Source organism: Peribacillus sp. SIMBA_075 (genome assembly GCF_046534585.1).
The window spans coordinates 44,505-66,345 of record NZ_JAWRYN010000022.1 but is presented as its reverse complement, the minus strand read 5'-3'; the positions used below and the strand labels follow the sequence as shown (position 1 = coordinate 66,345).

The 21,841-nt window shown below is 36.3% G+C and carries 16 protein-coding genes and 1 pseudogene; 11 read left to right on the top strand and 6 right to left on the bottom strand.

From position 1 onward, the window contains the following. Positions 1-12: 12 nt before the first annotated feature. Complete coding sequence (locus SB775_RS16465; RefSeq protein ID WP_410862269.1) at positions 13-810, top strand: fumarylacetoacetate hydrolase family protein; 798 nt, start codon at positions 13-15, stop codon at positions 808-810. 713 nt (positions 811-1,523) lie between these two features. Here SB775_RS16465 and SB775_RS16460 read toward each other — a convergent pair. Next, positions 1,524-1,739, bottom strand: a complete 216-nt coding sequence (locus tag SB775_RS16460) for a hypothetical protein (protein WP_410862267.1) — start codon at positions 1,737-1,739, stop codon at positions 1,524-1,526. 106 nt (positions 1,740-1,845) lie between these two features. Beyond that, the gene (locus SB775_RS16455; RefSeq protein WP_410862265.1) at positions 1,846-2,079 is read right to left on the bottom strand and encodes a hypothetical protein; all 234 of its coding nucleotides are present in this window, start codon (positions 2,077-2,079) and stop codon (positions 1,846-1,848) included. An 864-nt stretch (positions 2,080-2,943) separates the two neighbouring features. On the opposite strand from SB775_RS16455, the gene SB775_RS16450 reads away from it, so the two are divergent. The 4 genes from SB775_RS16450 (at position 2,944) to SB775_RS16435 (ending at position 7,746) form a co-directional block, all read left to right on the top strand. Continuing rightward, positions 2,944-3,690, top strand: coding sequence for a TerC family protein (locus SB775_RS16450; protein WP_410862263.1), 747 nt, complete (start codon positions 2,944-2,946; stop codon positions 3,688-3,690). Between the two features lie 330 nt (positions 3,691-4,020). Then, positions 4,021-5,124, top strand: a complete 1,104-nt coding sequence (locus SB775_RS16445; protein ID WP_410862261.1) for a GerAB/ArcD/ProY family transporter — start codon at positions 4,021-4,023, stop codon at positions 5,122-5,124. After that, positions 5,096-6,607 carry a spore germination protein gene (locus SB775_RS16440; protein ID WP_410862259.1) on the top strand — a complete coding sequence of 504 codons (1,512 nt, stop codon included), beginning with the start codon at positions 5,096-5,098 and terminating at the stop codon, positions 6,605-6,607. The genes SB775_RS16445 and SB775_RS16440 overlap by 29 nt, the downstream gene beginning before the upstream one ends. Beyond that, positions 6,607-7,746, top strand: coding sequence for a Ger(x)C family spore germination protein (locus SB775_RS16435; RefSeq protein ID WP_410862257.1), 1,140 nt, complete (start codon positions 6,607-6,609; stop codon positions 7,744-7,746). Before SB775_RS16440 ends, SB775_RS16435 begins: the two co-directional genes overlap by 1 nt. A gap of 646 nt (positions 7,747-8,392) precedes the next feature. Here the strand turns inward: SB775_RS16435 and SB775_RS16430 are convergent. Then, positions 8,393-8,923, bottom strand: coding sequence for an isochorismatase family protein (locus SB775_RS16430; RefSeq protein WP_410862255.1), 531 nt, complete (start codon positions 8,921-8,923; stop codon positions 8,393-8,395). A 1,297-nt stretch (positions 8,924-10,220) separates the two neighbouring features. On the opposite strand from SB775_RS16430, the pseudogene SB775_RS16425 reads away from it, so the two are divergent. Continuing rightward, a pseudogene (locus tag SB775_RS16425) lies at positions 10,221-10,420 on the top strand (recombinase family protein); the annotation flags it as partial. Positions 10,421-11,203: 783 nt separating this feature from the next. On the opposite strand, the gene SB775_RS16420 reads toward SB775_RS16425, so the two are convergent. After that, positions 11,204-12,421: a cytochrome P450 gene (locus SB775_RS16420; RefSeq protein WP_410862253.1), complete on the bottom strand. Its 1,218-nt coding sequence runs from the start codon at positions 12,419-12,421 to the stop codon at positions 11,204-11,206. Between the two features lie 501 nt (positions 12,422-12,922). On the opposite strand from SB775_RS16420, the gene SB775_RS16415 reads away from it, so the two are divergent. Beyond that, complete coding sequence (locus tag SB775_RS16415; RefSeq protein WP_250211821.1) at positions 12,923-13,663, top strand: VCBS repeat-containing protein; 741 nt, start codon at positions 12,923-12,925, stop codon at positions 13,661-13,663. Positions 13,664-14,076: 413 nt separating this feature from the next. Here SB775_RS16415 and SB775_RS16410 read toward each other — a convergent pair whose 3' ends face one another. After that, positions 14,077-15,870 (bottom strand): PhoX family protein, encoded by a 1,794-nt coding sequence (locus tag SB775_RS16410; protein ID WP_410862251.1) that lies wholly within the window; start codon positions 15,868-15,870, stop codon positions 14,077-14,079. A 417-nt stretch (positions 15,871-16,287) separates the two neighbouring features. Here SB775_RS16410 and SB775_RS16405 point away from each other — a divergent pair, with 417 nt between their 5' ends. From SB775_RS16405 to SB775_RS16395, 3 genes are all read left to right on the top strand, one after another. Next, positions 16,288-16,473, top strand: a complete 186-nt coding sequence (locus SB775_RS16405) for a hypothetical protein (protein WP_410862249.1) — start codon at positions 16,288-16,290, stop codon at positions 16,471-16,473. Positions 16,474-16,690: 217 nt separating this feature from the next. Then, a complete protein-coding gene (locus SB775_RS16400) occupies positions 16,691-17,587 on the top strand; it encodes a DMT family transporter (protein WP_089364878.1) in 897 nt (298 codons plus the stop codon). Between the two features lie 299 nt (positions 17,588-17,886). Further along, positions 17,887-18,324: a hypothetical protein gene (locus SB775_RS16395; RefSeq protein ID WP_410862247.1), complete on the top strand. Its 438-nt coding sequence runs from the start codon at positions 17,887-17,889 to the stop codon at positions 18,322-18,324. A gap of 122 nt (positions 18,325-18,446) precedes the next feature. On the opposite strand, the gene SB775_RS16390 is transcribed toward SB775_RS16395, so the two are convergent. Then, positions 18,447-20,240 carry a laminin G domain-containing metallophosphoesterase family protein gene (locus SB775_RS16390; protein WP_410862245.1) on the bottom strand — a complete coding sequence of 598 codons (1,794 nt, stop codon included), beginning with the start codon at positions 20,238-20,240 and terminating at the stop codon, positions 18,447-18,449. A gap of 972 nt (positions 20,241-21,212) precedes the next feature. On the opposite strand from SB775_RS16390, the gene SB775_RS16385 reads away from it, so the two are divergent. Beyond that, positions 21,213-21,788: a GNAT family N-acetyltransferase gene (locus SB775_RS16385; RefSeq protein WP_284471115.1), complete on the top strand. Its 576-nt coding sequence runs from the start codon at positions 21,213-21,215 to the stop codon at positions 21,786-21,788. The last annotated feature ends 53 nt before the right edge of the window (positions 21,789-21,841 follow it).

The window sequence follows — 21,841 nt, the reverse complement described above, 5'->3', positions numbered from 1 at the left end:
AGTTAATTCATTATGCAAGTGCTACAAAAAACGCAAAAAATAGTCCGCTATCAGAATCAACAGGGCAAAATACATTACGGTATTGTTGATGATGAGATGATATTACAACTGTCTAGCAGTTTTGCTGAACTTGTCAACAAGGAAATAAAGTATGACGGGGTAGAGCTGAAACATAGTGACGTAAAAATTTTGGAACCTGTAAAACCTTCGAAAGTGGTTAATTTCGGCTGGACATATGCAGGTCATGCAAAGGAAACAGGGGGAGAGGCAAACCTTGTAGAACCATTTCTATTCCTAAAGCCATTATCTTCGCTTATTGCAGACAAGGAGAAAATCATCCTTCCTCCAAACGATCTATCCAACCAAGTGGAACTTGAAGGGGAGGTGGCCCTTGTCATTGGAAAGCGCGGAAAAAACATCAAAGAAGAAGATGCGCTTGATTATGTGTTCGGTTGCACGATATTTAATGACGTCACAGCAAGAGATCTTACCAAAAAAGATCCACAGTTTACGCGGGGCAAAGGATTTGATACGTTTGGACCTTTGGGGCCGTGCATCGTTACCGGGATAGATCCTACAAATTTGAGGATTGTGACCACATTAAACGGCCGCGTTGTCCAAGACGGGAATACCAATCAAATGTCTCTAAGCATTCCGTTTCTAATCAGCTGGCTTTCGCAGGTGATGACACTGGAGCCAGGTGACATTTTGGCCACGGGTTCACCATCTGGCAGCTGCTCGATTAATTCGGGGGATGTGGTCGTTGTGGAAGTCGAGAACATCGGTCAGTTATGTAATCATGTCGAGTAGAATGTACAAGCATTCTTAAAGACCAAAAATGAAAATATTCCAATATGGATGAGCCGACTTTTTAAAATGTTCCAGGGGACATCTCCTACTATCTTTCGTAGTAATTATGATGCTACTCTCATGGGCAAAGAGATGGTTTTTTGAAGGGAATAAGGTCGGGATGCTGTTTTTGCCCTATTAATGTGAAAAGGTTTCATAAGGCAGGTATTGTAGTGGGAAGTTTTTCTGCTCATCGTAAGATAATATTGGCTGTTCCGTTTTTTACTAGAGAATTGGTATCCGACTTTTAAACCTATCACAAGAATTATCAATGAGAACAAAAAGGCTATATTAAAAGGGATCAAGATTCATGGAGTAGTAAAAGTTAATTTGGTCTTTACCGAAGGTCGGACTTATATCATTAGAAAAATTAAAAGATGGAGATATGTTGCAAATTCACGTTAGGCTTAGGTATACAAAGAATGATTATTCAAAAAAAGGGGAGAACAAGTCTTCTAGATGACTTGTTCTCCCCTTTGATCATACGTTTGAATTGCAAGGTATGGAGAGTATCTTTTATTAAATCTCGACCTTTTTTCATATCTTCAACCTTTAACCATTTTCGAATCAATTTTTTTAAGGGTGCACCACTCAAATGGGGTCCAAAATTCAGCAAAAACTTCTCTAAATATGACGACTTTCTTCTATTATATACACTCACCAAAAACATCTTATTACCACAAATGAATCGCATGGAGTTCTTTTTCAAAAACCCTCTCCAAATAAATTTCTGTAGTGGATAGCTGCTTATGGCCGAGGCTCTTCATAATCTGATGGACATCAACTTCATCGGTCTTTAAGAAGGGGTCGACTCCTTGTGCTGCATCAATATCCTCGATTCCTCTAGCTGAACGGAACATTCGAATTCTATTCATTCCTTTTTCTTTCAATGGTATTTGCCTTCTTTTATTTCCTTTACCTAGGAACTCTAAAAAATACATGCTGGTAATGGAATCGTAATACAGATCCTTGATTCGGAGTCTTGTAAACTCTTCATTAGACATGCCGTATCGTTAGTGAGGAATAATCGAAAAACGATGGGGTGGTTGATTTTCCTGAAATAATCAGGTAGCTGAATGACTCCCTTTGGTCCCAAATCACAGTTGGGCCGATCATCTTTTCGAATGCTTTCTTAAATAAAACTTCATGAATTGGTTCAGTGATATAGCCTGCTTCGAACAGGAATTTCAAGAAACTCTTAGATGGTTGTCTTTCTGGATAATGTGGCAACAGAATAAGCTCCTTTTGTTACGACATAGGGGCTTTTTTCTGATAACCTTCCTGTTACATTCGAATGTGCCGGGGGATTTAAGGAGGGAGTCCGCCAAAACTTTTTCCACATCTACATGGATTTCTGCCTAATAAGTGAGTAATTGATCAATAAATTAAATAAGTTCTCGCTCATAGGCTTGTATGGTGCTGGCGGACTTTTCATGTAGCTGTTTTAAATGCTCTCGCCGGTGAAGAAACCACTGGAGCATTTCTGCATCGCTAAAATCTGAAAAAGGATCATGTCCATTCTTTTCGATAGCATCTAATCGTTCTTGTAACGTGTGAATATAAATGTCTGCAAGGCTTTTTTTCCATGCACTGCCCCTGAAGCTCTTTCGCTTTTTCTATCAGTTCATGCATACCTGTATCCCTCCCTTTTTATAAACCATCTATCAATAAAGTATTTATTAAATCCTTTTACTTCTTAATACAGTATTACGAATATATCTGGTACATCAGCAGAAGCTAGGTTCATTACAAGGACATTTTATGGAATTACCATTTAATGGAATTAAAGGGGATTAATTACTGATTCGGTAATTAAACAAAGTTGATGCTTGCCGAACAAAACCTCAATTTTCCTCAATGGGAACTAAGTTTAAGCATAAAGGAATATATTATAGAGCCAAACTTCAAGAAGGGAGTTGCTTCGGCAGCTCTTTTTCTTATGGAGTATATGGGACGGAAGGGTTGAATAAGGAAGTGGATACAATGGGACAATAATGGAGGAGAAAGTGTTGGAGGGTTTATAATTCCGGTTAGATGTATAAAGACGATATTGAGTCATTTACACATACTTATACATAGTTATAGGGAGGTATTATGGAACTATCTTTATTATTGGAGTATGGCTGGGTTTTAATTATTTTAATTTTTTTAGAAGGTTTATTATCTGCTGATAATGCATTGGTTTTAGCCATTATGTCGAAGCATTTACCAAAAGAACAGCAAAAAAAAGCAATAAATATTGGATTACTTTTAGCTTTTATATTCAGGATTGGTGCAATTTTCACCATTTCCTACCTTTTCCACGTTTGGCAGGTCCAGGCGATTGGTGCTGCGTATTTGATTTTCATCTCTTTAAAACATTTACTAAAAAAGGACCACGGGGAAAAAGAAAAAAAAGTCAAAAGCTACCGTATGACCGTTACACAAATTGCATTAGCTGATATTGCCTTTGCCATTGATTCCATTTTAGCTGCAGTCGCTTTAGTCATTGCCTTGCCAGATACCCCCATGGGCGATATTGGAGGTATGGATGGGGCTAAATTCATTGTTATATTAATAGGAGCAATTGCAGGCTTAATCGTCATTCGGTTTGCTGCAGGTTACTTCGTTAAGATATTGACAGATCGACCTAGCCTCGAAACAGCAGCAATGTTAATCGTAGGTTGGGTAGGGGTTAAGTTATTAATGCATACTCTTGCTCATCCTTCCATGCACATTATTCCTCATGATTTTGTTGAAGGGCCCATTTGGAATATAATCTTTTGGACAGTCATGCTTCTTATTGCTTTGGGTGGATGGTTTTTATCTGGAAAGACAGAAAAAAACGATGAAGCAAAGTGAGTAACGTTGTCTGAATAATTGTTCATTTAACTCAATAAAAGGAGTTCCATAAGGTTAAATTTTGTTAACTGTTATAAGGATTAAAGACCGACTTCAAAATTTCGGTCTGTTTTTTCTTTGTTAAAAAGACTGTAAAACTAAATGACTTCTAACAAAAAATGCCTCTAAACTACTTGATATCGTAAAGCCAATGATAAATACAGTTGATTCAGCTGAGCTTATTAAAACGGGAGGTGACGTTCAATTATCTATCAATCCTTAAAGAAATGATACACAGTGTGAATAAAAACAAAAATGCCTCCTCATATTAAAAGAGAGGGGATGTGTCATATGATAAAAAGTATATCTACTTTTCAAGCAACAATGGTGCTGATTCTATCTATTGGGTTGATGAACCATGTTATAGTTTTGCCATCACTGCTTGGTGCGGCTGGAAGAGATTCATGGATCAGTGCTTTAGGTACAGGGGTGCTTTTACTATTATGGCTTCCTATGGTTTATTGGATAATAAACAAAACAAAGCAACAGCCTATCATTGGCTGGCTTCATACTCACAGTCATCCGCTCGCCGCCTGGTCCATAAAAATCCTTCTCTTCTTATATATTATGTTAAACGTGTTTGTCACTTTATATAGCACATTTTCGTGGGTAAACAGTACTTATATGATTCAAACGCCAGAATATATATTATTTATACCTTTCATCATCCTATGCTTTTTTGCTGCCGAAGCCGGAATCAAAACAATAGCAATTGCCGGGGGATTGGTTTTGCCCCTTGTTGTGGCTCTTGGATTTATGATTATGACGGCAAATATGCAGTTTAAGGATTACTCCTTGCTCTTCCCAATTTTTGAAAATGAGGTTACACCTGTATGGAATGGGGTCGTAATACTAGGTGGAGGTTTTTCAGAGATATTTCTTCTCGTTTTGATTCAACAGTTTGTAAATACAAAAATAAAGTTCAGGAGTTTACTTTTTTTGGGGTTATTTATTTTGTTTATTAGTATGGGACCAATAATAGGCTCCATTACGGAGTTTGGTCCGGAACAGGCAGCTAAAATCAACAATCCTGCATACGCTCAATGGAGGTTACTGACCATGGGTAAGTATTTGAACCGGCTGGATTTTTTATCAATATACCAATGGCTTTCAGGTGCATTTATCCGTGTATCGTTATCGATTTTCCTAATGGGGGAACTGTTTCAAATTAAATCAAAAAAAATGAAAAATATTTTATTGCTTGTTATATCAGTCACCTTAATCATTGCGCTTTGGATACCGATCGACATTCCAACATTCAGGGATTTTACTGACCGATATTATTTTAAATTGAGTGTGATTTGCATTTTGGTTATAACTTTATTCATTAGCTTAGTCATTTTTTTGAAAGAAAGGGTGAAAAAGAATGGAGCCTCTATTGAACAAGGTAAATGAGGGGAGTTCTAAAGAGATCCAAATAAAAACGGAGTATTTCAATGAACTATTCGGAATGAGCTCGGATGTGAAATTCAAAAAGCATACTATTACATCTTATGGGAAAACAGATCCGCCCCCTATTTGCATTTTGATTTTTTCAGAAGTGCTGGTCGATGTCAAAAAAATGTGGGAATCATTAGAACGCCTTGAAAGTAATGTATTGATAAATTCTAAACTGAAGGAAGAGGAAGTTATTGAGGATCCACAAGACGAATTTAAAGTCAGTAGGATTTTCCCTTTAACCACAACAAAAGAAGAGGTGGAGGAAAACGTATTTTCAGGAATGGTCCTGATGCTATTCGAAGAATTGGAATTATTATATATGTTTTCCTTACCAAGCATCCCGAATCGAAGTCCCGAAGAAACTAGTAATGAAATTTCCATCAGAGGTCCGCGTGATGGATTTATTGAAGATATCTCTGTTAATTTAGGGTTGATCAGAAAAAGATATAAAACCGCATCACTCGAAAATCAATCGTTTACCATTGGGAAAAGAAGCAAGACAAAAATCAATTTATTATATGTGAAGGATGTTGTAAATCCAGAAATCATTGAAAAAGTAAAGAGGAAAATCTCTTCAATAAACACAGATGTCTTGTTGGGAACTACTGAACTTGAAGAATTTTTATCAGGTAGTAAGTTCAACCTGGTCCCGGTTTTTGATTACACAGGGAGGCCGGATTATACTGTAGCCAGTTTAAATAATGGGCGCTTTGCCATTTTAGTGGATGGGTCACCAACTGCCTTAATTGGTCCAGGTAATATAACATTCTTGTTAAAAGCAGCGGAAGATCGTCATACTCCATCTTACTTTACAAATTTTGAATATTTCTTTCGTATTATCGGACTATTGGTATCGATATTTCTTCCAGGTTTTTATATAGCATTAATATCATTTCAATTAGACCAGCTCCCCTTCTCATTTTTGGCGACGATAACCGTATCTAGATTTGGGTTGCCTTTATCACCGCAACAAGAAGCTTTCTTGATTTTGGGTTTATTTGAGCTGTTTCGGGAGGCAGGAATCACACTGCCCAGGGCAATTGGCCAATCACTGGCTGTTGTGGGCGGTTTGATTATAGGGGATGCGGCAATAAGAGGAGGGATTACCTCCCCGACGATGTTAGTGGTGGCAGGTACTACTGCGGTAGCCACCTATACATTAATCAATCAGTCCTTAGGTGGGATTGTAAGCATAGCAAGATTTTTAATATTATTCCTCTCGTCCATTTTAGGATTATTCGGCTTTTTTCTGGGCGTTTTCACGATTGTCCTCTATCTATCAAGGCTGCAGGTTTATGGTTTACCCTATTTAGCGCCCATCTCACCGATATCATTTAAAGATTTACTAGGAGGCGGTGTCTTTGACAAGCCATATCTCTTTAAAAAGAAACGGCCTGAAATGTTGAAAACTAAGGACAAAACAAAAGGTAATGGCTGATGAAAATGATTTTAAGATCTATATTAATGGTTATGAGCCTTGTTCTTTTAAGTGGGTGCTGGGATTCTAAAGATATTCAAGATATTCAATATATAAGTGCGGTGGGGATAGATTATCAGAATGGTCAGTATGTCATTTATGTGCAGGTGACGTCTTTTGCCGGTGTGGCTAAACAAGAAGGCCTGGAGCCAAAACCAACACCTGTTTGGGTCGCGAAAGGGCGAGGGAAAACCATGAATGAGGCCATGAATGACATGTATAAAAGGTCGAATCAGTATATTTATTGGGCTCATGTTAAATTGATCATTTTCTCTGGAAGAATACTAAAACATGGATTGGACAACATAAATGATCCAATTTTAAGATTTCAGCAAATCAGGGAAACCACTTGGTTATATGGAACCGATGATTCCTTAGAAAAACTCCTCTTTGTCAATAGTTTATTCGGCTCTTCTTTGCAAACGAGCATTTTCAATCCGAATGATATTTATAAATTGAGATCCTTTGTTGAGCCCATCAGGATCCATAGATTTTATACACAAAATTATGAAACAGGAATGACAATAAAACTACCGAAGATTTCGTTAAAACCTGAGGTGTGGAAATTCAAAGAAAAATCACAGGACACCGTAAAACTATCAGGGGCCTATTTTATTAAAAATAATCAACTAAAGGGGGAGATAGGAAATAAGCATCTTGGGGGAGTGAGATGGTTAACAAAATCCACGGTAAGGTCCCCGGTTGCCATAAAAATCAATAAAAACACCAATATTGAATTATCTCTATTCAGGCCTAAATTCAAAATAAAACCAATTTATGTAAATGATAAGGTGGAATTCGATATTTCAATTGAAGTAGATGGTGCCGTTATGGATAAGGAAGGAAACATCCCCTTGACCAAACTTAAAGAAAAAACGGAGGGGGCATTAGAGAAAGAAATTAGGGATACTTACAAATTCGCCCTTGAAAAAAATATAGATATCTATAACTTAGAAGGAGTTATCTACAGAAAGGATATAAAAAAGTGGAAAGAAATTTCCAAAAATGATTTCACCCTAAATGAGGACTCCATTCGTAATATTCAGGTGGAAGTTAGTATTCAAAAAACAGGCGATTATAAATATGAGTACATGAATTGATATTCCTTCAATCATATTATATATGGACAAAAAACGGAACGGCAGGATCTTACTTCAAAGCCGCTTCATATGATTATGATATGGCAGCTGCTGTAAAAGAATAATTATGGATAAAGGAATCTTGATATTTCTTTAATAGACTTAAGCGAAATCCGTAGACGACTACTTGTGTACGGTTTTTAGCTTTGAATTTTGTCATTAAACTGCAGTTTGGCTATTTTTTATTGTTATTTCCCTCCGCCAGCAAATGGATTCATCTCCGTCATTTGTAGGTCGGTATCAATTGGTACTTCATCATCCTTCCTAATAAATATAAAACGTAGCTGTTTTCCGACCCTGTTCATGTAGAGTCAGTTCATCTTTTGAATAATCAAATTCCTCTCCTAAATGATCAAAGGTCAGCCAACCGAACACTTGCTGGTCATGAACAATAGGTACACTAATGATTAGATGAAAGGTGATGTAAAAGAAGAGTTCATTAAGGCGAAATTTTATCAGAAGTCACTTTCTTCCTTTTTTTCCAAAGAGACAAGAACTTTGAAGGCGGGCATGGATATCCCCAATCTTCCTAAAATAGAGGTTCTTTTTATATTGAGGGATGACTGATATTCCCCTTTTTTTCCACATTTGTATGTTTATGAAATTACTAAAAGAAAATTTCTTCGGTTTTCTTTACACTGGCAAACCATTCGGCATGTATGTTGTTATGGTGATTGATTATTTGAGAAGCGTTTAAAATGTTAGTATCACTTGTACTATGACCATCCTCTGCAAGAATAACTTCATAACCTTGGCTAAATGCACGACGACAAGTAGCATCTACACATATTTCCGATTGAATTCCCGTAATGATAATTCGACTTATTTTTCTGGTTACTAATTGTTGCTGTAAATCCGTTTGTTGAAATGAATCAGGATAATCCTTTTCAATTATAACGTCTTCTTTTAAAAGAGGGATCGACGGATGAATTTCCCATCCAGGATTTCCTTTGTAATTAAGTGTTCCTGCTTTACCATTGTGTTTCGTGAAAAAAATAGGGGCCTGCTCAATTCGGGCCTTTGAAATGAGGAATTGAATATTTTTTAATAATTCATCTTCTTTATATATGAGTTTCGTCTCCGAAAATGATCCTATTTGAAGGTCAATTATAAGTAATGCAGTATTTCTCCCGTTCACACTCATCCCCCGTTCACTTGTTGATTTCCGCTTAAGTAAGGTTTTCTAGAATTGCCATCTGATGGTTTTATGATATTTTATGTAAGGAACATCTTCAATTTAGTATTCCCTTTATGAAGTATTTTTTGCGAAAAAGATATGAATGGATTGTTCAAGCTTCTAATGATTAGGGTCCTAGCACCATTTCACGTAACACATACTCCAATTGACGGGTGCTTTACCGCAGGTTTCTTAACTTGTACATATTCGGAATTTTAATTCTACCCAAATAGGGGGAGCTTTCACTTGAATTTGAATGTATGATTATGTAAAATTTCATACATTTAATAACAGAATCTTGAGGCTTGAACATGCTCAATTTGTATTAAATTATTAATTAATTTTTGAAGTTCTTCATTCATTTAACTCCTATAGTCTATTATATAAAAAAATTAAAGGAGGTATCCCGTATCCATAATTCCAAAAAATATTTTAATCATAATAAGCTAGACTGCCCTGCCTTTTTATCCATTGATGGATAAAGGAGGGTTCTTTAGTTTTCCTAAAGTATAGTTTTAGATATTTCCGTGGATTCTATAAAAATAATCCAATTTCATTTATACTGACAATATATTTTCCATTCAAAGGACTAGGGGTACTATACGATGAGTTCAAAACGGAATACAAGAAAAAACAATCACTTTTTATCCAGCCATATTCCAAATCCAAAAGAACTAAGAATCATCATTATCTGTTTAACCATAACCATTTGTTTATTTTTCATAGGACTTTTACTTATTTCCCTTAATCATCAGCAGCTAATGATGCAAGATTACAAACATTTTAAGATAATCGTAAAACAATTTGGGTCGATTTCAAGAATTTTATATTTTGCCGTTTTTGCTATCTATCCTGTTTTTCTTTTATTAAAGTGGAAACGTTTGAAAACGATAAAGTGGAGGAACTTTCAAATAAAAAATTCCCTCCAGTTTCTCGGAAAGTTAGTAAGAAAATGGCATGTTCCCCTTGCGTTAGCATCTACTGGAGTCGTTTTTCTTCATGGATATTTGGCGATCATTAGAGGATTTAAATGGGACTTTACGCATATCACGGGAATTCTCGCTATTTTTCTTTTGATTTTCCTCCTATTTATGGGGCTTAGACGATTCAAAAGAAAAGATAAAAAATGGCACTTTAAATTGGCTATTGGGTTTCTTCTTTTATTTATGATTCATGCGTCTTTTTAGGATGATAAACATTACTAAAAGGAGAGCGTCAGAAAAATGCGGATTTACAACGTTAAGAAAATTCAAATATGGCAACGGGTCTATTGATGTTTCACCTGTTCGCAGCGTTTGCGGAATTTGATCGTAATTTGATTGAGGAACGCTCGGCTGCAGGACGTTCTGCTGCTATAGCGCGTGGACGTCTTGAAAAATTTGGACCGAGGATATTGACATGATGAAATCGTTCATTGAAAGTGACACACCGATTTATAGCTATTTAGAAAAAAAGTAAATCGGAAAAGTGTGGCTTTGAAACAAAGTTTTATCAAGTTAATACAAGAAACCTTGATAAATGAATAAATAGAAAGGGGATGTTTTGAAAAAGGATTGATCTTTTTCGTACCTTAATGAACTAGCGCATCTGTTAGTTTAAATAGAAACCTTCACAATATCCCTATCTGAACATAAAACAAAAAAAGACACAAAATATTTTTCTCACTATTTCTTCGGACTGTGTCATGACTTCTTTCATTTTTGCATTAAATACTTAAATAAATGACAAATAATACCCTCAAAAGGTTTAACTAGTAAACGTAATGTTTATTATATTTAATATGAAAAGTGAAAAAAGGAAGGCGAATTGTTTTGGCTATAATTAATATTGACCAATTGCTATTAGATACTGAAGAAATTGCCGAGGAGTCAATTCCATTCCATCTCGATACATTTGACATTGATCAATTATTAGATAAAACGGATAATTGGTAAAGAAAAGCATGCCAAAGTGAAGTGAACAAGTTAGATGCGCTAACCCCAAAATAGTATTTAAACGAAAGTGAAAACCATTTTGTGATTTTCATTTTCGATTTTGTATTTTTAGTTCTTAAAATCCGAGTACTTCAATAATAAATATAGGGTTCAAACTCGACAAACCATTTCCGAATAATCCCAATGGGAAAGGTCGTAACTAATACGGTCTCTATTCCATTAGGATTATATGGAAAAACCTCATTTTTTGTTATTGATGGGCTTTATATTGACCAATCTATGTTTTAATCTTAGGCAGCAAGGCACATTATCTTGTGAATTTTAAAGGAAGGCTTTTCACTCCAAAAACAAATGGACTTGGAATCGCCTCCAGCTTAGTCCCTTTTACATCTTCCAATTTGGAAAATGTACTTAATAGAGTCATGAGAGCTACTTCAGCTTCCAGACGTGCAAGTGGGGCCCCTAAACAAAAATGAATACCAAACCCGAAACTCAAATGAGGATTTAACTTTCTTTCTAACGTAAACTGGTTAGGCTCTGCAAATTTTTGTTCATCCCGGTTTGCCGAAGCTACCCAGCAAATCACTTGTTCCCCTTTTTGGATTGTTTTGCCTCCAACTTTGACATGTTCCTTTGCAATACGGCCAATTGCCTGTATTGGAGGATAAAAGCGTAATGTTTCTTCTACCAATTTTGGTATTAAAGGCAGATTTGTCCTAGCTTGTTCTTGTATTTTTTTATCTTCTGTCATATAGCGTACGGCATTTGTAATTAAATTGGTTGTTGTTTCATTCCCCGCAACTAATAATAAAACACAGAAAGATAGTAACTCTTCTTCTGTTAATTTCTCCCCATCAATTTTTGCCACTATTAATAGCGAAATTAAATCTTCTTCAGGATTATTTGTTCTCTCTTTAATTATTTTTTTGAAATATTCTTTAAGAAACTCGTTTCCTTCCTTGCGTTTTTGTGTCATTCTTTGGAAGGCTTCACTTGAATTGTCTTTAGCCCCTTCCACGAGAACATCGGAATAAGTTTTAAAAAGATCCCGATCCTTAGTAGGGATCCCCAATAATTCGGCAATTATTATGACAGGCAACGGACCAGCAAGATCATGAACGAGATCCATAGTTCCCTTCTCTTTAACTTGATCGAGAAGATAAAGTGTCACTTCTTCGATTTTATTTGTTAAATCCTTTACTGCTTTAGGAGTGAAGGCCTTGTTCACTAAGTTTCTCATTTTCGTATGTCTAGGAGGATCCATTGTCAAAATGCTTCCTTGCAAAGTTCCAGAACCTCGTTCCGATGAAAACATTTTTGGATTTTTTAGAATAAAATGAACGTCTTCATATCGAAACACATCCCAGCAACTTCGAGACTCGTCATACCTTACAGGGCTTTTTTGCCGTAAATCATTAAAGATTGGAAATGGAAATAATTGATCTCCGTTAGAATCAATTTCTCTCATGGGGATAAGGTTAGCATACTGCTCCACTGCACTCGTTGACTTCTGTTCTTGTGTCATGGTTTCATCTCTCCTTATATTGGCTAATATTTATACAGTAAATAGTCATGAACCGGTTCATTCTTCTAAGATAACAAACTTGTAATTCGGTTTCAATTGACATAAAATGAAATATTTTTCAATAAGAAGAAAGTAATAATTCGGGAAACCTGATGTTTGATCCACAGCCTAAAGAAAATCCTCTTTTAAGTTGCTTAGCTCATCGTTTAAGGTCATGCCAGACCCAAAGTCATGAAAAACTCCAAGGATATGCCCCAAATTCCTGCATATAATTTTATATTGAAATTAATTGAGACAGATGGGAGGAAGATGGTTACGGATGATATCAGAAAAAAGATTCATTACTATTTCACAAAAATGCAAGAAACGAATCACCCTTATTATTGGTACTGTTTGGCTGAGACTCAAGTAAGAGCCGGATTAACGAATGAAGCACTGCAAACGATTGATAACGCGTTGTCGTTTCCAAATCCTTATCCTTCAAAGCAGGAACTGCTAGAAATGCAATTGAGCCTCCAATCTGTTCTTTTAAGAGAATTTAACATGAACAGAACAATCATAGTGACTGAAAAGCGAGGCGATATTGATGGGGACGGGATAATGGACAATGTTTTTCTTACCGCAAACAAAACCCCTGAAAGCCCATTTTGGAGGAATTTAACTTTGGTTATCCAAAATGGGAGGACTAACCAAAATGAACAAATCCCCATAAAAAATAACTCTGGATACAATCCGACCCTTATACTTGGTGATTTCACGGCTAACAAGGGGGATGACATATTAGTGGTCATTGATACAGGAGGGAGCGGTGGTACTATTTATGCGTATGTATTTTCTTATTTTAATGGTCAACTTATGAATATTTTTAATTCTGATTCATTCAATGAAACATATAAGTACGATGTGACTTATGAAAATCAATACAAAGTAATGGTGAACAGTTATTACCTGAAGGAAAAGTATATTCTTGACCTTACGAATAAGGATAAGGGATATTTATCTGAAATTTATAATAAGAATGGTGTTTTGAAGGCACCGATAGAAGGATGGGTCAATCCTTTATCTGGTTTATATCCGGTTGATTTTAATAGGGACGGCATATATGAGCTAGAAGCGTATCAGAGGATAGCCGGGATGTATAATGCCGACTCACTCGGATTTGTACAGACTGTATTGAAATGGAACGGGCGAGAGTTTGGTCCTGACCGTCAGAATGTGGCTATCTTTGGAGGGGAAATATAGCAGCATTGAGGAAAAGAAAGTTGCGTCTGCTTTTTTCCCATTTCGCTTTTTATTTAAGCTTAATCTTCTTTTATAGTGTTGCTTTCTATTTAAATACACCATGATTTACTTTTTAATCCTCAATAGACCTTTGTATTGGACACACACACGCAGAACCTCCTAGTTGCTTCTGGTAAAAACTTCAGCAAAAGACAAAAAAACAATAGTGAAAAAAGCTGCGCAAATTATAGGGTATAATGATTTGTTAGTTGATAACTCCCGTTACCGTTTCTGCATGAAACATGTGATAACGCCTAGAAAGTTATCTCAGATTTATAAAGTACCTATATAAAAAAGAATCATTGGATTTCTCCAATAATTCTTTTTTATTATTGTTATGATTATTGTCTCAGTTATTGTTGCAATAGTCCTCTTTAATCATTATGGTCATCGTTTTTATCATCGTCATCTCGTTCACTATCTTTATCATCAAGAGAAGGTAGACCAGATAAATAACCTGCATTCCCTGGATTTTGAGAACCGACCATTAGATATGTGAACCCATTTAAATTATCAAGTGCCTGTATACCTGTCACTTCTCCGCCGTCAGGGGCTGAGATAATGCGAGAAAGTTTCTTTGTATCCACATTATAAGCCCAGCCATAGTTATTGTGATGTTTCCCGCCATCCTCGGCAATAAATAATGTTCTCATTCTTTCAGAAAATACGATATTATCAGGGTTTGAGATTTTTTCGGAATCTGCCGTATTCCCTGCGGCATCCTTAGAAGAAAGATCTTTTCCTGTGATTAAACCAGCCATCTCATTGGCTACGTATCTACTTTTAATCGTATTTCCATTCTGGTCTTTTTGTCCCTCGGCAAGCGAAAGTTCATATATCCCGCCAGAACTAATTTTAGGAACCTGAATGTCATCCACTTGATCAGATGGATTAGCCTCCATCCCGCCAGCTATGGTAGACATAGTCATATAGATCTTGTTATCTGCCTTGTTTAATTCAACGGTTTCCATTTTGTTGAACTCTGAAGTCGCACCGAGCAATGCACCATAACGACGAGATTCCAAGAAAGCTGCGGCCTTTTCCATGCCAGGCTTCAACTTTAGCCATTCATCTCTTCCACCCGCTTTTACTCGTTTAAATCCATTCGCTTTTGCAAATTCTATATCATTTGTAGCTTCAAACATATCGCTGAATTTCAGCTTGTGAGCAAGTTTTTTAATTTCTGAATCAGTTCCATGACCTAATTTAAGCCATTTTAAATCAGCGGAACCACCATTTTCTTGTCCAGTTTGAATCCATTTTGCTGCGTACAGCGTTCCAGCAGACAGGTCTTTTTCTTTATCTGCTATATACATGAAAGCCATAGTGTAAGCACCATCATCACCGAAGTAAACGGTACGGTTATCTGGAGCCACTTTAACGTTTTCAGATGAAAGTCGTCCCATGCTGAAGTGTTTCACAGCCGTGGATTTTCCTCCAGGATGAACGGTTACCTCAGGGGTATGACCGTATAGATAGGGATTACCTATGACTGTTTTATCGTTATAATAGTTACGGGCAAATTGAGTCACTACAGAATTTTCAGGATTTGCTTCATGTGACCTAGCATCGGGCTCATATTCTTCGCTGCCTAGATGGGTGTTCCAAGGAGATAGAGAACCTGCACAAGGGGTCCAGATTCCACCGTCTGCTGAAAAATCAATCGGCTTTGTATCTGTTACAGTCAGTTCTCCAGTCTTCTTATTCTGCTTTAGAGTATTTAACATCATCGATTTTGGCATATTACCAGTCTCATTTGAAGGCATTGCCTCATAATGGTTCACCATATACAATTTACCTTTTATACTTATGACCGTATTGCTGTCAGGTGCAGTAGAAATATAGGGGGTGCCTTCAGGACTCTTAATCATATTGCCTTTTACATCATAGGCAGCACCGGCAATGCCATTTTTAAATTCATCCCCAGGTTGGAACAGTGATTTGTATTCAAGAGGTAGCATCTTTTGGGAACCATTAGTGTAGGTCACCTTAACTGATGCTTCACTGTACATCTTTGAGCGCTGGTCTTGCGTATCAGGCGCATTCATCCCAATAAACTCGACTTTATGTACTGAAACTTGTTTATCTGGTTGAGCCAATACATTTGTAGTGGATGGCAATAAAACAGCTAAGCTCAAGAGTGGTGCGACTATTTTTCCTTTTTTCATGTCAGTAACCTCCGTGTTTAGTTCAAATTGATAACCTTGTCTCCCATAGTAAACTACGCATGTAAAGTGAATGTATAGGAAATGTAAAGTAACCCCCCTAAAACTATTAAAAGTTTTTTTGACTAACAATATTACCCTTTAGGCAATTTCTGAAATGGACTTGGTTCCCTGTGCAAAAGGAAAACAAATAGGAGATTTCTTTAAATCAAAATTACTTGTGTTTCAGCAATACAGTCATTTTAAACCCAAAAACCCCGTAGTATCAGTCCCATTTTTTATCGTTACTAGTACAAGATGTTGTAGGTATTACTGTCGGACAATATTTTGTTTATTTTAAAATAAACCTCGTTAGAATACATATTGTATTGGGCATCCCAAAATAGCTATATACTTACTATTCGTAATTAGCAGGATTTATTGTTTAGATTTACATTTATTAACCTGAAACGGTTTGGACGAAATAAAGATCTTCACGAATGGAATGTCATCACGAAAAACATTCAAGCAGACTTCGTTGTGATGGATTTGCATTTGTTGGACACGACTCAATTTAAGGATAGCCTTGATACATTCATTACTGTTTTGATTTTGCCAGATTCTTAAAAGGATGACGGAAGAAGACGGGATAGAGTTCAAAGATGTCAGCGTGAAGGAATGGATGTGGGTTTAGTCTAAGATATATGGAAAGCAGGAAAGAATGACAGCAAATGAAAATCCCTTAATTTACTATGCCACTTCACAGCGAGATAGAAATTTTATTGAAGTTCTCACGTATCCATGATACCTTCAGTTTATAGGGAATGGTTGGGAGGAATAGGTTTTGAACACAAAGGCATTTTTATTGGCATTTATTACAGTTATTATTTGGGGATCTACATTCGCTGCTATTCGTGCAGGCTTGCATGGCGGGTATTCAGCTGGCCATTTGGTGCTTGTTCGTTATCTAATAGCATCAGGGGTTTTTGTCCTTTATGCTCTATGGCCTGGGGTGAAATTTCGACTCCCGAAAAAAGGGGATATGTTAAGGATATCGATTCTCTCATTAATTGGTATTAGTATTTACCACATCGGGGTGACATTCGGGGAACTAACCGTTTCGGCGGGAACCGCTGGAATGCTGATTGGTTCAGCACCTGTTTTCATCGCGATCATTGCTGCAATCGTTTTAAAAGAACGCCTTGGTTTATTGGGATGGATTGGTTTAGGCATTGGATTCATAGGAATCACCTTAATAACATTAGGTACTGCAGGCCCATCACTAAATATATCTGAAGGAGCCTTTTTAGTGCTGATGTCTGCTGTTGCTTCTGCGGTGTTTTTTGTTTTCCAAAAGCCGCTGTTTAGCCGCTATAATCCGATTGAATTGACAGCTTATTTCACATGGATTGGTACGATACCCTTTTTCATATTCTTTCCTGGGCTCTTTCAAGAAATTCAACAAGCTACAATGGAAGGTCACTTATCAGCGATTTTTGTTGGTATTTTCCCTGCGGCCATCGGTTATGTTACATGGGCAATTGCACTTTCGCTAGGAAAAGCCAGTTCCGTTTCTAGTCTGTTATACATTGAACCTGTTATTGCCATTTTCGTCGCCTGGGTTTGGCTGCAAGAGGTGCCGAGTACTCTTTCAGTCATTGGCGGCGTGATTGCAATTTTCGGAGTCCTTGTTGTCAATTTGTTCGGAAAGTATCAATCAGTGATGAAAAAAGCTGCATGAAAATTCATGGTTTATTCTAACTCAGGAATACCCCAGCCCTTATTTGTTTTATTATGACATCCTGGGGCAAGTTCGTAATTACATTGGGATTTATTGTATCTGGGAAACTAGGTTATCTACTGACTACTTTTTACATTTGAGGGCGACTTTGATTAAGTCCGCGTAACCATGTAGCGAATCATAACTTTCATTCAAATAAACTAAAACAAAGAATGTCGCTCGAATCCCTGATAAGGTGCGTTCTAAAAGAATATAAAAGTAAAAAAATATTTCATCAATAAGACTAAAAGGGGATAGGAATGATCTATATTGCAAGAACTCAAAGGGTGCTATTAGGATTTTTAATGTCAAGTATAATCCTTCCTAACATCATTATAAAAGATTTCTCCATGGGATTCATAAGTTACATTCAATTTGCAATATTGGTTTTTCTTCTCGCAGCATTCGTCATTCATTATGAATTTATCATGGAGAATGATTGTTTATCATACCAAATAAAATTTTGGAAAATGCCAATTTATAAAAAAGTAATCTACCCTGAACAAATCATCCAGTTGAAATTCACAACTGTCGGATGGGCAACCAAAGGCGTTATTATCCGTTTGAAAAAAGGGCTAAATATTCGGATTTTTGGTTTTAATCCAGATGAGGTCTTAAAGGATATACTGAATTACGGTAAAGAAAAAAATATATCAATTACTAAATCTAAATATTATCTGGTTTTGGAAAAAAAATGATGAAATAAGCATGACGATTAAAATTAGTAGAAAAAAAGGCTCCAAATAAAGGAATCCCCCTAGGTTGATGATATAGCTTGGTTACACCTAGGGGAGTGTTTTTTTTCTTCATCTTAGTTAAATTAATTAAAGTTAAATCTATTTTTAAAGTCCCAATTCAATTTAAATGAATTATTTTCGCCAGTTAAAAATTTATAATCGATATAAGATTTTTCTTTCTTAGACATTTCATCGACAAATGGGGAAAAAGTACGGAATATCAGTACTTTTTTCTTTTCATCAAATTCTACAAGTCGTAGCCAGCCATTCCCCCCTCGATAATTCGTTTGGTAATTGACTAGCATTTGAATGACATCATTTCCTGCTGAGTTTTGTTTGACCTGATGTGCTATTCCAAAATAATGTCCATTTACCGTCATGAACACTTGATTGTGGTCCTCAACAAGTTCCCTCCAAATCAGTCGGCCATTGGAAGACTCGGCGGCAATGGTTTTATCATCTTTAACTTTAGGGTAAATAATATCATGTGAGACGAGGATCGTCGGTTTATCTTTATGTTGATCTAGAACCTGTTTTGACCATTCCAAGTCCTTATGCAGACTTTTCATATCCACTATTAAGATTAAGTATTCATAACTTCCTGCTTTAGCCATTGCATAAGAGCTATATCCAGACGGAGAAGACCCCTTATAGTATTTTTTATTAACAAAACGCTTCGGCCCATAATGTGTTAAGAAAGGATCTCCTTTAGCATAGTCATGATTTCCGGCCGCTATCATATATGGAACTTCATTTTTATCCATATGGGAAATGGCTCCAAGGGAATTCTGCCATTGTTCTTCTAAATCATTATCGACTATGTCCCCAACAAATGTATTCATAATGATATTGTTCTTTTTAGTGTTTTTGGAAATCCAGTTCATTTGGCTATTGAAAATCTCGGGATTTTGGCTTGAATATTTCTGGACATCTGGAACAAAAAGAAAATTATAATTCTTTCTATTCGTTAGAAAATGTAACGCTTTGTTTGATCCTTCGAATGGTTTATCATCGCGAGCATCCTGCACAATCCATTCTTTTTCAGTCAAAGCCTTATTAGCAATACGTATTTCTTGGATATTCCCCCTGAATAGTCCACCCAGCTTATTTCCCCATTCAGATGCTCCGATGTTCCAGCCTTTACCTTTTAATGCTGCAATTCCTATGACCTTTTCTGATTTTCCGTAATCACTTACGCCATTCAAAGTTAAAGTAGTCGTGTAACTATCATTAACGACCGCCAAATGGTACCACTCATCAGGATTTAAAGCTCGGGACCAATTGCTTACATTATAATTTAAATTAGATGGATGGCTTGTCCAGTGTATTTTTTGATCACTGGATATAGTTAATGCCGAAAGGATTTTCTTCTCGCCTTCCAATTTATTAAGATCGGCAGCCTGTCCTTGTCTGGAAAAGAGACCCATGCCGCTCTTGGATTCCCTTGGCAACTTAAAAACCGCTTCAATGGTAAAACCTTTATCGAATTTCTCAGAATTTATTGGTGCATCCTTTTTGGTTTTGAAATATCTTCCTGAAGGTGCGTTCTCGTAATTTGCGAATTTCATGCTTCCCCCTTCTTGTTGATCATAATAATCTTCTTCAGACCATTGAATCATATTTTTCAATTCAGGCGAGGCAGGATCACCTATCGTCACTAACCTCAAATCATTTCCTTGTTTGCTTGTATCTTCTAAAATTAAATTACCTTTATCGATTGAACCGCTTTTAACATGTTGTTTTGTGAATTTCCAATTTGCCACGATACCGCTACGATCATTTTTAGAAGCGGGATTAAAAGAATCGGCCGACTTAGCTATACCAGGAACAATCATAAATAAGAGTGAGAGACCTATAAAAGCTTTTTTCATTCTCATAAAACATTCACCCCATTAAATATTGATTAAGCGATTAGAATAACCGTTATTCATTTATTCTTTATTTACTACCTGGATAATTTGTCGAAAACTAAGCCTAGGCAGGGAGATTCTTATAAGCTGCAATATGGATATAGTTTGCTTATCTTCTTGATAACTTATTAAGGATGAGTAAAAAAGACTTATTCCTGCAAAACACATTAGGAGGTAAGGCCTAATGCGTGTGATTTACCTTGTTGAAGGAACGCTTTAATCATAAAATTACATGTTATGGTTTGATTGAATCTGAACCTCTGATGGGAAGGTAAATAAACAAGCATTTGAAAGTATAAGGACAATGATTCATCAAGAAAAATGAGGTGAATGAAATGGTAAGAAGGAGAAGATAGCCTACTGAAATTGACGTAGTATTAGGAGGCTATCTTGATTTATAGGAGATGTATGAAAAGTGAAACAAAACAAAAATGGTGATGCAATTTTTTTTGCGTATGAGACGACTTTGACATCTAACCTTCACTTCCCGCAAAGAGCAAACTTGGTATGTAGATGAACAAGAAAATCATCTGTTTTGGCCAGTTGGGAACTATCGATCTGAAGGTGTGCGTGAAAAAACCTTCTTGACTAAAAATTCCAACATATATAAATGACTTGATTGGTGCAGGTTTCAGCATAAGAGCAGTAAAGGGACCGATGCCCTGATGAAATGTTAAGAAGTGTTCTTGAAATGAAAAATAAAAATCGGAGGCCAATGTTCTAAATGATTTCAGCAGTAACAGAAATTGATTTATAAATGCTTGAATCAAGTAAATGGTATAAAAAGGCGTTTCTACAAAAGTAGAACGCCTTTTTATTATTAACATTAACGAGGATTCAATAATTCTTACAGCGATAAAGAGTTGATTATCGGCATTAATTAGGTAATGATTGAAATAGTAAAGAATGGAAAAAGGGACTTGGGGGGAGGGGATTTGGATGGAAAAAGCATTTCCGCTTATTGAAACACGCCGATTGATTTTAAGGAAAGTTACAATAGAGGATGCTGGAGATATGTTTACATACCTATCTGATACAGATGTCGTGAAGCCAATGGGGTTATATCCATGCCAATCAGAAAATGAAGTATGGGATGAAATTAAGTGGTACGAATCTATATTCAAAGAAGGTACTGGAATTAGATGGGGAATTACATTAAAAGAATCCGGTAAGGTTATAGGCAGCTGCGGTTTCCTGAATATGGTCACCAAACATCATCGAGCTGAAATTGGATATGAATTAAATAAAGATCATTGGGGAAAAGGCATTGCAAGTGAAGCATTGGAAGCCGTTGTAAAGTATGGTTATCGTCACTTTCACCTGGAAAGGATAGAAGCTTTAATTGAACCTGCTAATAGCCCATCCTATAAACTAGTGGAAAAACAAGGATTTAGAAGAGAAGGATTGCTGAGGCATTATGAATATACTTGTGGCAAATTCGATGATTTATATATGTACTCACTCATAAAAGAAGATCTTAATGACATTTTCTTATTACAGTGTGAAGACCGCTAAAAAGCGGTCTTTTTCTATAGCTGAAAATTCATAAACACAACATCTATGTACAT

Bases quoted from the DNA above. Each gene is read 5' to 3' on its own strand.
- SB775_RS16465 (WP_410862269.1), top strand. From the start codon at position 13: ATGCAAGTGCTACAAAAAACGCAAAAAATAGTCCGCTATCAGAATCAA.
- SB775_RS16450 (WP_410862263.1), top strand. From the start codon at position 2,944: ATGGAACTATCTTTATTATTGGAGTATGGCTGGGTTTTAATTATTTTA.
- SB775_RS16445 (WP_410862261.1), top strand. From the start codon at position 4,021: ATGATAAAAAGTATATCTACTTTTCAAGCAACAATGGTGCTGATTCTA.
- SB775_RS16440 (WP_410862259.1), top strand. From the start codon at position 5,096: ATGGAGCCTCTATTGAACAAGGTAAATGAGGGGAGTTCTAAAGAGATC.
- SB775_RS16435 (WP_410862257.1), top strand. From the start codon at position 6,607: ATGAAAATGATTTTAAGATCTATATTAATGGTTATGAGCCTTGTTCTT.
- SB775_RS16420 (WP_410862253.1), bottom strand. From the start codon at position 12,421: ATGACACAAGAACAGAAGTCAACGAGTGCAGTGGAGCAGTATGCTAAC.
- SB775_RS16415 (WP_250211821.1), top strand. From the start codon at position 12,923: ATGCAATTGAGCCTCCAATCTGTTCTTTTAAGAGAATTTAACATGAAC.
- SB775_RS16410 (WP_410862251.1), bottom strand. From the start codon at position 15,870: ATGAAAAAAGGAAAAATAGTCGCACCACTCTTGAGCTTAGCTGTTTTA.
- SB775_RS16395 (WP_410862247.1), top strand. From the start codon at position 17,887: ATGATCTATATTGCAAGAACTCAAAGGGTGCTATTAGGATTTTTAATG.
- SB775_RS16390 (WP_410862245.1), bottom strand. From the start codon at position 20,240: ATGAGAATGAAAAAAGCTTTTATAGGTCTCTCACTCTTATTTATGATT.
- SB775_RS16385 (WP_284471115.1), top strand. From the start codon at position 21,213: ATGGAAAAAGCATTTCCGCTTATTGAAACACGCCGATTGATTTTAAGG.